This is a genomic window from Moorena sp. SIO1F2 (assembly GCF_010672755.1).
Classification (GTDB): domain Bacteria; phylum Cyanobacteriota; class Cyanobacteriia; order Cyanobacteriales; family Coleofasciculaceae; genus Moorena.
On the sequence record NZ_JAAHFV010000229.1, the window covers coordinates 1 to 10,619 of the forward strand.

General features: G+C 42.3%; 12 protein-coding genes and 1 pseudogene. 7 read left to right on the top strand and 6 right to left on the bottom strand.

What is annotated here, in order from left to right; translation table 11 throughout:
• Positions 1 to 172: 172 nt before the first annotated feature.
• Positions 173 to 346 (bottom strand): hypothetical protein, encoded by a 174-nt coding sequence (locus F6J94_RS22850; RefSeq protein WP_293044422.1) that lies wholly within the window; start codon positions 344 to 346, stop codon positions 173 to 175.
• A gap of 37 nt (positions 347 to 383) precedes the next feature.
• On the bottom strand, positions 384 to 800 hold the full coding sequence (locus tag F6J94_RS22855) for a helix-turn-helix domain-containing protein (RefSeq protein ID WP_293044425.1): 417 nt from the start codon (positions 798 to 800) through the stop codon (positions 384 to 386).
• Between the two features lie 462 nt (positions 801 to 1,262).
• On the opposite strand from F6J94_RS22855, the gene F6J94_RS22860 reads away from it, so the two are divergent.
• Both F6J94_RS22860 and F6J94_RS22865 read left to right on the top strand, forming a co-directional pair.
• A complete protein-coding gene (locus tag F6J94_RS22860) occupies positions 1,263 to 1,682 on the top strand; it encodes a DUF29 domain-containing protein (protein WP_293044427.1) in 420 nt (139 codons plus the stop codon).
• A gap of 147 nt (positions 1,683 to 1,829) precedes the next feature.
• On the top strand, positions 1,830 to 1,982 hold the full coding sequence (locus tag F6J94_RS22865) for a hypothetical protein (RefSeq protein ID WP_293044429.1): 153 nt from the start codon (positions 1,830 to 1,832) through the stop codon (positions 1,980 to 1,982).
• On the opposite strand, the gene F6J94_RS22870 is transcribed toward F6J94_RS22865, so the two are convergent.
• Positions 1,966 to 2,589 carry a glutathione S-transferase family protein gene (locus tag F6J94_RS22870; protein ID WP_293044431.1) on the bottom strand — a complete coding sequence of 208 codons (624 nt, stop codon included), beginning with the start codon at positions 2,587 to 2,589 and terminating at the stop codon, positions 1,966 to 1,968. The genes F6J94_RS22865 and F6J94_RS22870 overlap by 17 nt on opposite strands.
• 567 nt (positions 2,590 to 3,156) lie before the next feature.
• Here F6J94_RS22870 and F6J94_RS22875 point away from each other — a divergent pair.
• From F6J94_RS22875 to F6J94_RS22895, 5 genes are all read left to right on the top strand, one after another.
• Entirely contained in the window at positions 3,157 to 3,333 is a 177-nt protein-coding gene (locus F6J94_RS22875; RefSeq protein WP_293044433.1) for a hypothetical protein, read from the top strand.
• Positions 3,334 to 3,454: 121 nt separating this feature from the next.
• Entirely contained in the window at positions 3,455 to 3,661 is a 207-nt protein-coding gene (locus tag F6J94_RS22880) for a hypothetical protein (protein ID WP_071107653.1), read from the top strand.
• 5 nt (positions 3,662 to 3,666) lie between these two features.
• Positions 3,667 to 3,807 carry a hypothetical protein gene (locus F6J94_RS22885; RefSeq protein ID WP_293044436.1) on the top strand — a complete coding sequence of 47 codons (141 nt, stop codon included), beginning with the start codon at positions 3,667 to 3,669 and terminating at the stop codon, positions 3,805 to 3,807.
• Between the two features lie 282 nt (positions 3,808 to 4,089).
• A complete protein-coding gene (locus F6J94_RS22890) occupies positions 4,090 to 5,757 on the top strand; it encodes a CTP synthase (RefSeq protein WP_293044438.1) in 1,668 nt (555 codons plus the stop codon).
• Between the two features lie 609 nt (positions 5,758 to 6,366).
• Positions 6,367 to 6,786: a hypothetical protein gene (locus F6J94_RS22895; RefSeq protein WP_293044440.1), complete on the top strand. Its 420-nt coding sequence runs from the start codon at positions 6,367 to 6,369 to the stop codon at positions 6,784 to 6,786.
• 463 nt (positions 6,787 to 7,249) lie between these two features.
• On the opposite strand, the gene F6J94_RS22900 is transcribed toward F6J94_RS22895, so the two are convergent.
• The 3 genes and pseudogenes from F6J94_RS22900 to F6J94_RS22910 form a co-directional block, all read right to left on the bottom strand.
• The gene (locus F6J94_RS22900; protein ID WP_293021665.1) at positions 7,250 to 8,095 is read right to left on the bottom strand and encodes a metallophosphoesterase; all 846 of its coding nucleotides are present in this window, start codon (positions 8,093 to 8,095) and stop codon (positions 7,250 to 7,252) included.
• Positions 8,096 to 8,292: 197 nt separating this feature from the next.
• On the bottom strand, positions 8,293 to 10,431 hold the full coding sequence (locus F6J94_RS22905) for a hypothetical protein (RefSeq protein ID WP_293044442.1): 2,139 nt from the start codon (positions 10,429 to 10,431) through the stop codon (positions 8,293 to 8,295).
• 6 nt (positions 10,432 to 10,437) lie between these two features.
• Positions 10,438 to 10,619: pseudogene (locus F6J94_RS22910) on the bottom strand (hypothetical protein); the annotation flags it as partial.

Below are 10,619 nucleotides of genomic sequence, written 5' to 3' on the forward strand. Positions count from 1 at the left end.
ATCCCATCAACGACGAGCCAAGAGCCTATTTCGTTTGGGATTTGATTATCTGCGCTCAATTTTCACCAATCTTGACCACCAGTTCCCAGCTTTTCTTAACTCTCTCCATTTTTTGTCCTGTACTTAGCTGACTTACAACAAACCTAATTTTTGAAGTCGAGAGCGAATTGCACTAAGTTGTCTTTGGAACTTGGTTGGGATTGACCTTGGCCAAAAGGCCACGCTTCCGCGCTTGTGCGATCGCATTAGTTGGTTGCTGCTGAGCAAAACGATTCGGCTTTGCCTTGCGATAGTCAAACTGGTACTCAGGTAGCATCTCATCATCAAAGTCTGGTGTTTTGTTCATAAATCCGATGCTGAAAGTCGTCCTTAAAGTAGCCAAATCAGCTCACCTTAAAATCAGAAATCGTCTCAATCCACACCCTAGCCCCACAATGTAAAGGATCATCTGGACGATACATCACCCGACAGGGGCCATTAACTTCTACCGTATGACCATAAATATTTTTAGAACCCCGTTTGACCGTTATCACAGGGTTGCGCTCCCCGCTCTTGAGATTTTGGCGAATTACCTTCTGATTAACGTGAATCACAGCCTTCGTGTACTCCGTACGCTTTGACCAATTCCGCTTCGGTCCGCGAGTACCAGGGGTGACCACCGGCATACCGTCAAATAGAGGAATCACCCAAGTTCTACCCACCTTATAAGCCCCCTTCACTCTGCCCTTGCCCAGAAGGAAACGGACGCGAGTGGCAGAAACACCTAGTAATTCAGCGGCTTGGGCGGTAGAAATCATCATGGCGGAAAAACCATTGCTTTAACGATACTGTTATTTTAACACAAGTTCTCAGAAGATGCAAGGGGTTAGAAAAACTATTGCATTCACACTATCTCTTAGAGTGTGGTAAGGGTGTAAAACACTTAAAGTGTGGAAAGTGTGGTAGATATGGGGCGGTGGCGTGGCAGATGGGAAGATTGTTATTAACGGTTATGATCCAGGAATCAGTTCAGTGGTTAAAAAAAACTATTGCACTGACGCACTAATGGGTTATAGCAATCCCAAATTATCTGTACCTCATAGCTATGATAAACGCTATAATAGTAAGTATTCAGCTGTCAGCTGTCAGCTTTGTGGCACAGGCCACAAGCGCTGTGACTTTACTCATAGCTATGAGAATTGCTATATAGTAATTTAGTTTAATGTACGGATACTTAAAAACCTCCGTGATTCTTACAAAAACTATAAAATAATGAACAAATAATGAGTAATAGTGACTTGTATAATCAGGATTTTGTTCTGTGGACTGATCTAAATTGTCAGCAACTTAAAACAAGAAACTTTGATGAGTTGGACATAGAGAATTTAATTGAGGAAATAGCCACCTTGGGGCGAACAGATAAACGAGAGATTCAGAGCGGACTTAAGGTTTTAATGGAACACTTGCTTAAAAGGCAGTACGTGAATTCAGAGCCTGATTATCGAGGTTGGGAAAAAACGATCAATGAGCAGAGAGAACAGATTAATCTTTTGTTGTCTGAATCTCCCAGTCTCAAGCCTTATCTTGAATCGGTCTTTTCCGATTGCTACAGATATCCACTCTTTGTGGTTAGCAAGGATTATCCATCTACTTGCTTCCCCCAGGATTGTCCTTTTACTTCTGATATTCTAGATCAAGATTGATCTTGTGGCATAACTACCACCAATTACTACTTTTGTCTATCGATATAGCGTTCCTCGCACTTATGAGGTACAGTATTCTTTCACCCCTTTGGGTAATTAAAAATTAAAAATTAAAACTTCAAAATAAAGAAAAGAAGAAACTTTGAATTGGAGCGTTCGCGTTTGGCCTACGGCCACGCTACGCGATCGCACCAAATACAACTACTCCCTACTCCCTATTCCCTGTTCCCTGTTCCCTATCTCCCGACTCCCGACTCCCGACTCCCGATTCCCTATCTCCCAATTACCGATTACCAATAGTTTGTTGAAAAGCTGGACGTTCAGACAAACGCATCAGATAATCAGCAACAGCTGGATACTCTTTAAAATCAAAATTTACCAGTATTTTGGCATAAGCTAAATAAGACCCTACTGCAATATCCGCTACACTGAAATTATCCCCTAACAAAAACGGTTTATCCGTTAATAGTTCATTTAGTGGCTTCAACAAACTGGGCGCTTCTTTCTCCCGTCTATCTTCTAAAAATAAGCCTGGTCCTAAGGTAGCATTTGCAAACAACACCCACTGCACAATCTCCGACTGTTCTTCCAAAGAACTAGGAGTTTCTCCATACTTATTGGCTAGGTAAACCAAAATTGCTCCCGACTCCCAAAGTTTGAAGTCCCCATCCACAATTGCTGGCACTTTACCCATGGGATTAATCGACAGGTATTCCGGCTGTTTATGCTCTCCAGCTTTCATATCCAGCAAGATATACTCATAGGGCACTCCCAACTCCTCAAGATACCACTGCACAATGGTAGCTCGGCTCCGAAGACCACTATAAAGTTTTAGTTGTGGAGACGATTGACTGACTTGAAAATTTTCTTGACTACTGAATTCTGACTCTTGAGTAGGATAAGACATTGTTCTAGATCTAGATTCGTTTACCTTAGGAGTATTACAGCTGTTTTCAGATGAATCGACTTCACTACCTTTAGCTGCAAGCCCCCTAAATCCCCCAATTATGGGGGACTTTAACTCAATTTCCCCCCAAAGTTGGGGGGCTAGGGGGGCGAAAATTGCTGTAAATGCACTTTGCCCACTGACAGGATTAGCGTATCCAAGGATTATGGAAGTGGAGAAAGTAGCTAATAAACAGAATAATAGACCCATAGCAATAAGTAAAGTAGTTTTTCAATGTTTTAGGGGGCAGGGAATCGGGAATCGGGAATCGGGAATCGGGAATCGGGAATCGGGAATCGGGAATCGTAGGAAAGAGCGATGCAGCGAGGTCTTGGGTGTCCCCTCATTAGCGACTGTATCAATAAGCTCCGAAGGGTTTTTGATGTTATGAGAAATTAGCCAGATTAGACCTCTTGCAAAAGTATTTTTATGATAGTGTTTACGTCAATTCTTGTCCACTGTTCCCTGTTCCCTATTCCCTGTTCCCAACAACTGCCGCGAAGTCTATTGTTTATGACCTATTTATAAATGCTATACAGCGTTTTTCATAACTATAAGCTATCAAGGTACACAGGATTTTTTCCCTATTCCCTATTCCCTGTTCCCTGTTCCCTGTTCCCTGTTCCCTGTTCCCTACTCCCTACTCCCTACTCCCTACTCCCGATCAGTTTTTTACAAAACTTTTCAAAATATGTTATAATATAAGTTTTTTTAGGCTATAATATAAAAGTGGGCGCTGAGACGCCCGGAGTCAAGAGCTAGCCCAACGAGAGTGCAATATCCACGGGCTAGCTCTGGCTCCCTTACACAAGGAGATAGTTTGATTATGAGTTATTCTGAACGCCTTCATCCGTGGGTGGTCATTCGGCTGTTACCCAAGATGCAGCGGAGAGTCGTTGCTCGCTTCCGAAACCGGTCGGATGCAGAGGGACATTTATGGGCCCTGAAACGATTAATGCCTGATGCCGAATTTATAATTGTCTTTGACGTCGGTAATCTAGACCTCGGTAATCCAATGGATGAGGAATCCTAGGGGTTGTGCATCGATCAGCGGTCAGCGGTCAGCGGTCAGCGGTCAGCAGTCAGCGGTCAGTGGTCAGCAGTCAGCGGTCAGCGGTCAGCGGTCAGCGGTCAGCGGTCAGCGGTCAGCGTGGCACAGGCTTCGACGCTGTGAGTTAAGCCATAAGCTGTTCGGGTAGCGCGTGGCACAGGCTTCGACGCTGTGAGTTAACCCATAAGCTGATTACTGATTACTGATTACTGATTGCTAATTGCTGATTGCTGATTCCTGATTGCTGATTACTGATTAATGATTGCTGATTGCTAATAGCTGATTACTGATTGCTGATTGCTGATTGCTAATAGCTGATTACTGATAGCTTAGCAGCAGCAAACAACTCTGGTGTAGTATGGCACAATGAACCAGATAAATCTCTATCGCGCTACTATATTAATACTATTATGACTAAGTTTGTCTTTATTACTGGAGGCGTTGTATCCAGTATTGGCAAGGGGATTGTTGCTGCTAGCTTGGGACGTTTACTCAAATCCCGGAACTATTCCGTTTCCATTCTTAAACTAGACCCCTATATTAACGTAGATCCGGGAACCATGAGTCCCTACCAACATGGAGAAGTGTTTGTAACATCAGACGGTGCTGAGACAGATTTAGATTTAGGTCACTATGAACGCTTCACCGATACCTCCGTCTCTCGCCTCAACAGTGTCACCACTGGCTCGATTTATCAAGCCGTAATCAATAAAGAACGTCGCGGTGACTACCAGGGGGGGACAGTGCAGGTGATTCCCCACATTACTAATGAAATCAAACAGCGCATTCATCGAGTTGCCCAAAATTCCAATCCTGATGTGTTGATTACAGAAATTGGTGGCACATTGGGGGATATTGAATCCCTACCGTTTTTGGAAGCAATTCGTCAATTCCGTAAGGATGTCGGGCGCAATAACGTACTTTATACCCACGTCACCCTATTACCTTGGATTCCTGCGGCTGGAGAAATAAAAACCAAGCCAACCCAGCACTCCGTAAAGGAATTGCGTGCTATTGGGATTCAACCAGATATTTTAATTTGCCGATGCGATCGCGCTTTGCCACCCGGATTAAAAGATAAAATATCAGCATTCTGTGATGTACCAGTAGAGTCAGTTATTTCTGCACAGGACGCCAGCAGTATCTACGAAGTGCCCCTAATGCTAGAAAAAGAAGGACTGGCGCAGCAAACCCTAGAGTTATTCCAAATGGAGCAACGGGAACCAGATTTAACCCAGTGGCAGAGGTTAGTTGAGCGTCTGCATCATCCCACTCACCACCTTGAAATTGCCATTGTTGGTAAGTATATCAAACTAACCGATGCCTATCTATCCGTTGTGGAAGCTTTGGAGCATGCTGCGATCGCAAAAGATACCAAAATCAAAATACACTGGGTTAGTGCTGAGGATGTAGAAGCTTACGGTCCTGAACCCTTCCTAAACGGTTTTAACGGTATCCTTATTCCTGGAGGCTTTGGGATTCGGGGAGTAGATGGCAAAATTGAGGCAATTCGGTATGCTAGGGAAAATCAGATTCCCTTGCTGGGCTTATGTTTAGGGATGCAGTGTTCTGTAGTTGAATGGGCAAAGCACATAGCCCTCTTAGAAGAAGCCCATAGTGCCGAGTTTTTCACTGATACCAAGAATCCCGTCATTCATCTATTGCCAGAGCAACAAGATGTAGTGGATTTAGGCGGTACCATGCGTTTAGGGCTATACCCATGCCGTATAGCACCTAATACTCTAGCATCTTCCCTCTACCAAGAAGAAGTCATTTATGAGCGCCACCGCCACCGGTATGAATTTAATAATGCTTATCGTAACCTATTTCTAGAAACAGGTTTTGTGATTAGTGGTACTTCTCCCGATGGTCGCCTCGTGGAAATGATTGAATTGAAACAACACCCCTTCTTTATTGCCACTCAGTTCCACCCAGAATTCAGCTCCCGTCCCAGTCATCCCCATCCATTGTTTCTCGGATTTGTGCAAGCTACCCTTGACAAAGGGCAGGTTAAACAGTCTAGTACTAACGGCAGTACTAGCCAAAACCAGCAATCCGTTGCGGAAGTAAGCTCTTGAGTATGTGATGTCACATATGTCGCAGATTAGGGTATTAATGACATCATGCCGGATAATTACCCTCGATCAAAAGATGATTCCACAGAAATTATCCGGCTCTGAGGAATAAAGCCCTGAAATATGACTTAGCTTGATCAGCAGCTAGGCAAAAGTGAAGTACCCCAATCTACTTCGTGTCGGTTGGGGCTTCCAACTTTCGCTCAATTCAGGGACAGTCTTAAGAGAATGAAGAATTAAGAATGAAGAATTAAGAATTAAGAATTAAGAATGAAGAATTAAGAATTAAGAATTAAGAATTAAGAATGAAGAATCCAATTCTAAATTCTAAATTCTAAATTCTAAATTTTTCTTATCCTGGTTAACTATTTATCCTTTAATAAATAACTAGTAACCAGTAACCAGTGTTAATTAACAACAAGTAACCAGTAATCTCAATAAGAAGAGCAATCCTAAATGAATTGTGATCATTTTTGTTCCCTGTTCCCTATTCCCTGTTCCCTGTTCCCTTTGCTAAAGTGATTAACTCGAATCGTTCGCGTAGCTTGGCCTTTGGCCATCGAATTGGTAATTGCTAGTATTACCAACCCATTATTTCAATAAGGAGGTTTTGTGAGTTACTGGATAAAAGTTAATTACGATCATCGAGAATATGTCATTGATCTGGACCGACTTAGTACATTCACCCATGGTCCCAACGGAAAAATAACCTTCTGGTTACCCGATAGTACTATCCCCATTATTGTCAACCGTCAAAATGACCCAGACGGTTATCAACGAGTGGTCAACTACATTCAAAAGTTATCAGCACGATCACCTTCAGGTTTTTGGATTACATTCAATTACGAGCGTCATGATTATATCCTTGACCTCAACAAAATCAGTAGTTTTTGTCACTACCCAAATCAGAGATTAACCTTTTGGTTACCTGACAGTTCCATGCCCATCATTATTAGCGAACAAAAATATCCAGACATTTATCATAAGATAATAGACTACATTGAACAAAAAACTGGCTACCTACTAACGTAATTATAGAATTAAGAATTGAGAATTAAGAATTAAGAATTAAGAATTGAGAATTGAGAATTGAGAATTAAGAATTAAGAATTGGGAATTAAGAATTGAGAATTGAGAATTGAGAATTAAGAATTGAGAATTGAGAATTGGCAATTCCGTAAGTATTCAGCTATCAGCTAATGCCCTACGCGAACAGACAGTTATCAACTTATGCACTACGGGCACGCTGTCTTGATGCAGTCGCTCATGGGGGGAACCCCCAAGACCGTAATGGTGCGTTTTCCGTAGGCGAATTAAATTCGCCACGGGTCGCACCTCTGCATCGCTACTTGAGGTGCTTTTGAATAAAATAAGCTCTTCGCGCAGCGTGAGCTTTAGGCTCACAGCTGAATGCTTACCTAATTCCCCATTCTACATTCTTAATTCTTAATTCTACATTCTTAATTCTACATTCTTAATTCTTAATTCTACATTCTTAATTCAACGTAATTACTGTAACTTCTGGTGGACAAAATAGACGACCTGGCCAATAAGTTCCTAAACCACGATTAGTATATAACTGGTTTCTACCGATCCGATGTAGACCCTCGGACCATTCCCAATGGTTAGTTACTTTTGAACATACTTTCAAATAGGGTATCCAGGGCTGCACAGATCTAGGAATATACTTCCGGATAGTTTTCAAAAATGCTGGCGCAGGTCCGATTCCTGGAATCACAATCTGACCACCATGGGTATGACCAGACAACTGCAAATCCACTCGCCAACGCTGTAATATCTCCGCAGTATCAGGGTTGTGGGATAAGACAATCCGGGGTGTTTTGGGGTCAAGTTGATTGAGCACTGGACCAGGATTGAAATCACCAGACCAAAAATCAGCAAGTCCTACTAGAGGTAATTGTGCTCCAAACGGATAAGCGATCGCATTCCACAACACCTTCACACCAATCTTAGTTAGAGCCTGAGTAATTGTTGCTTTTGAATGACGCCAGGCTAAATCATGGTTACCCAGTATAGCATAGATTCCATGGCGACTTTCCAGGTACTTCAATCGCCGCGCTAGTAGATAAATAGGAGTCGGGCTATTGGTTACGTAGTCGCCAGTTAAGACGACTAGATCAGGTTCAGCTTGATTAGCGGCTTCAATAGCGTCAGCTAAGATATTTCCTGGTAACTGCTGTCGATCATAATGTAAATCGGATAGTTGTACAAGTTTTGTGCCTCGCAATGACGTAGGTAAATCCGCGATCGCAACTGTGATTTTTTCTACCCTTAAGGGTTCTGAAAATATCCAATTCATCCAGCTAATCAAGAGGGTCATTAAACACTTGCTTCCAGCATAGCTCAGCCATACTACTATCAACTAGATGAATTAAGCTATCAGCTATCAGCTATCAGTTATCAGCTATCAGCTAAGGCTGACGGCTGACCGCTGACGGCTGACGGCTGACGGCTGACGGCTGACGGCTGACGGCTGATAGCTTAAAATCTAATTTAGAATTACGGAGAAAATCAGGATTATTTTTGACTAAGGAAAATTTTGACCTTGTCTTTTGACCAGCCTTGGGTATAACTTCTATTTTGGTAAGTTATCTGCTCGCCTTGGTTAGTTTTATCAGGTTCAGGTTTAGTTGAAAAAATTGCACAAGGAATAAATTTGCTATTGTTGGTGGAAAGTTCAGACTTACTGGCTGATGCATTCTTAACATTTATATGTTCAATTATCACTGGTGAATCAGTCTGTTGTTGTAACAGTATCCATAATGGGTATTCCCAGTCATTGTCACCTAAATACATGCCAATATCTGTACATTTATTACTTTTCAAAACATCAATAGCACCGAGGTAACCTAATCTGATTCGAGACCTACTGTTAAAATATTGCTCAGTACGGCTAGTGTTTAAAATACTGTTAGCGCCGACAAGAGGTCGTTCTCTACCAGATAATGCCCATGGTAATGATGTGATGATCAGAACCACTGCTATAACATTGGCAACTTGACGTAGCTTAATTTGGGACAATACTATTCCGACTACTGCAGAAAAAAGTAAGAAAATTGGTAAATGAAGCCGACTGTTCCACCATTGCCATTTCAACAGGAAACAAAATAGTATAAATATGCTAATAATAACAGCAAGATAACTGAGTATATAGCGTTGCTTTCGACCCTGTCGTTGGATGAAACAAGCGATGATAGAGAAAACAATTAAAACTAGATGAAGGGTGTTGCTGGTGTTGTTTTCTGTAGCATTAATTCCCAGAGTTGATAAGCCACCAGGAATCCCAAACTTTCCGGTATAGGTGGTGCGGGGGTCACTAATATCTACACTTAAAACCAGATGGAATAAATTAATTATCTTATTAGATATAGCATTAATAATCCCAATCGGTGTTCCCAGGTGAAGACCAATATTTCTCAAAATATTGGAGACTAAGACTGACGTTGTAAAAATTTCATTAGTATATCGTAGTTCTTCTGAAGCCGTAGCAATTGGAGTGCCATACAAGTCGAAGTTACGGATATAGTGACCAAGATTAATTGAAATAACAATAATCCCTACCGCTAAAATTGGCTTCCACCATCGCCAACCTAGGCGCTTAATCATGATCAGTGAAAACCAGATAAATAAGGGGAATGTATAAATATAGGCTGTTGCTTTCGTCACAATAGCCATGCCCATGGTAGCACCAACCCCTACTATATTAATCCAGCTAACTCTGGATTTACAGCCGTTTTCAGATGAATTAACCTCACTACCTTTAGCTGCAAGCCCCCTAAATCCCCCAATTCTGGGGGATTTTAACTCAATTTCCCCCCAAAGTTGGGGGGCTAGGGGGGCGAAACTTGCTGTAAGAGTCAAAATAATAAAGTATGCCAAACAAATCACCCAGAACGAAACCACATAATCATTCTGGGTACTTGACCCTTGTAGGATTCCCATCGGAATAGTCGCAGCGACGACAGCAGCAAAAATCTGTCCTCGTATAGTCGCTCCCAGTTGTTGAGCAATCAGAGATACCCCAATCACGCTACCAATCATACTGAACCATTGGACAAGATTAGCTAAGCGATCGCCCCCACTCAGGAGTTGAAAATGCATGATCGTAAATTCAGCCCAAGGGTTTTGGTAAAGCTGTCTGGGAATATGGGTAGGATAATGGGCAACACTGTGATGCTGCATCCAATGAAGCACACGACTCATGTGGTAAGTCATGGAATCCCAGGTGTTGGGAGGCGCAACGATAGCAGTTAAGCCTACGATAGCGACCAGAAATCCTATACCTCCAAGTAAGACCAGTAAAAAACCAGAGATTTGGTCATTCCTATCCCTTGGGTTTTGCCCGTTTGTGGAGGGTGAGCTTTGCCCAATCCGATTTTGCCCAATCCCATGTTGTGAATCTTGGGTGAGGGTGACTCGTCCTGGTTTAACAGTCCGAAAGTAGGCAAAAATCAACGTCAGACTCAGTAAACCCCAGATTCCCGCGATCCAACCCCAAGTAATTAACTTAAATAAACTTAAAACTTCAGTAATAAAGGTTAATAAGACTCCCCAAGTAATAGCTGCCCACAATAGGGAACTACGCCAGCAAGAATTGTAACGATAGATGAAGAGAAATAAAACAGTGAAGGTAATCAGAGGGAGCAAAGCCAACATAGTTATTCAAAGGGAATAGGGAATAGGGAGTAGGGAGTAGGGAGTAGGGAGTAGGGATATGCAAAGAAGCTGGCTGACGACCGTCTCATCTACGACCGTCTCATCTTCTAAATTTTCAGGCTGTAACCATTCCACAAAAAATTTAGCATGGCGTTCTTGTGCTGTAGCTAGTAAGTTTCGGTCGTCAG

Coding starts and splice junctions, on each gene's coding strand:
- F6J94_RS22850 (WP_293044422.1), bottom strand. CDS start 346: ATGAACAAAACACCAGACTTTGATGATGAGATGCTACCTGAGTACCAG.
- F6J94_RS22855 (WP_293044425.1), bottom strand. CDS start 800: ATGATGATTTCTACCGCCCAAGCCGCTGAATTACTAGGTGTTTCTGCC.
- F6J94_RS22860 (WP_293044427.1), top strand. CDS start 1,263: ATGAGTAATAGTGACTTGTATAATCAGGATTTTGTTCTGTGGACTGAT.
- F6J94_RS22870 (WP_293044431.1), bottom strand. CDS start 2,589: ATGTCTTATCCTACTCAAGAGTCAGAATTCAGTAGTCAAGAAAATTTT.
- F6J94_RS22875 (WP_293044433.1), top strand. CDS start 3,157: ATGCTATACAGCGTTTTTCATAACTATAAGCTATCAAGGTACACAGGA.
- F6J94_RS22880 (WP_071107653.1), top strand. CDS start 3,455: ATGAGTTATTCTGAACGCCTTCATCCGTGGGTGGTCATTCGGCTGTTA.
- F6J94_RS22890 (WP_293044438.1), top strand. CDS start 4,090: ATGACTAAGTTTGTCTTTATTACTGGAGGCGTTGTATCCAGTATTGGC.
- F6J94_RS22900 (WP_293021665.1), bottom strand. CDS start 8,095: ATGACCCTCTTGATTAGCTGGATGAATTGGATATTTTCAGAACCCTTA.
- F6J94_RS22905 (WP_293044442.1), bottom strand. CDS start 10,431: ATGTTGGCTTTGCTCCCTCTGATTACCTTCACTGTTTTATTTCTCTTC.